Below are 1,310 nucleotides of genomic sequence, written 5' to 3'. Positions count from 1 at the left end.
CTGGCGCTGCAGGGAGGCCCGCTTCTCGGCGAGGTTCTTGGCGTTGGTCACGCGCTGGTTCTCCAGCTCGGCGAGGGCCCCGTCGTAGGCGGCCTGCCGTTCCTGGAGCCGCTTCTCGAGCTGGTCGGTGTCGAAGCGGGCCAGTTCGTCGCCGGGCCGGACCATGCTGCCCTCGTCGATGAGGCTGATGACCTTGTTGTTCCATCCGGGCGGGGCGGCGATGGGCTTGCTCTCGACGGCGGCCGTTTCGCCCGTGGTCGTGGTGGTCACCGCGAAGTCGCCGCGTTCGGCCCGGGCGGCGGGCAGGTCGGGGGCCGCGCCGCCGCGGGTGAGGCCGAAGAGGAGGGCGGCCGCCCCGCAGGCGAGGAGGGCGCCGATGAAGACGCGGACGGGCCGCCGTCCGGATCCGTTGTCCTGGCTCACGGGGTACCTCCGAGGGGGATGATGACGCGGGCCGACATGCCCGGCTTGAGGCGCGGATCCTGGCCGTCGATGGCGGCGACGGCCTCGAAGCGGCGGGCCACGCTGCCCTCCTCGGCCGAGAGGGGCAGGCGGCCCACGGAGAGGATCTCGCCCGGATACTCGGTCGTGGCGTAGGCATCGAGGACGATCCGGACCGGTTGTCCGGGGGCCAGGCGCCAGCGGTCGGATTCGTGGACGGTGAAGCGCACGCGCATGGCCGACGTGTCGGTGACCTCGAGGACCGGGGCCTGCCGGCTCACCTCGTCGCCCGCCCGCAGGACCTTGATGCCTTCCTCCGTGTACTCGCGGTGGTAGACGACCATGCCGCTTTCGCGCGCGGTGAGGGTGAGCTCGTCGAGATAGGTCTGCAGGCGGTTGACCCGGGCCTGCTCCTTGGCCGCCCTCAGCTCGGCCTGGGCGATCTCGAGACTGTCGAGGGTGGCCTGGGCCGTGCTGTCGCGCAGGGACTGCTTCAGGTCGATCTCGGCCTGGCGTCCGGCGAGCTCCGAGCTCTCGCGCACGGTGCGCGACTCGAAGCGCTGGTTCTCGAGTTCGAGCTGCGCGCGTTCCCAGGCCAGTCGCGCCTTGGCGATGGCGTTGCGGGCGCGGGTGGCGTTGGCCGAGCCCTGGGCGCGGGCGCTGGCGACGGCCATGACGGCGACGTCGCGGTCGTCCCGGTACTGCTGCATGTACTCGTCGAATTCGGTGCTGTCGAAGCGGACGAGGGTGTCGCCGGGCACGACGCGGGTCCCCTCGGCGACGAGCCAGGTGATGCGCTGGCTGCCGCCCCAGCCCGGGCTGTCCATGGCGACGGTGTTGGCGGCGATCACGGTGCCGGCCTCGTGCAG

The 1,310-nt window shown here is 72.2% G+C and carries 2 protein-coding genes; both read right to left on the bottom strand.

What is annotated here, in order from left to right; translation table 11 throughout:
* On the bottom strand, positions 1 to 423 hold a 423-nt coding region (locus tag KDM41_02705; protein ID MCB1182315.1), incomplete at its 3' end, for a hypothetical protein.
* Positions 420 to 1,310, bottom strand: an 891-nt coding sequence (locus KDM41_02700; GenBank protein ID MCB1182314.1) for an HlyD family efflux transporter periplasmic adaptor subunit, incomplete at its 5' end; no start/stop codon positions are given. The genes KDM41_02705 and KDM41_02700, both read right to left, overlap by 4 nt.

It is taken from the genome of bacterium (assembly GCA_020440705.1).
Classification (GTDB): domain Bacteria; phylum Krumholzibacteriota; class Krumholzibacteriia; order LZORAL124-64-63; family LZORAL124-64-63; genus JAGRNP01.
This window is presented reverse-complemented; position numbering and strand designations above follow the sequence as displayed.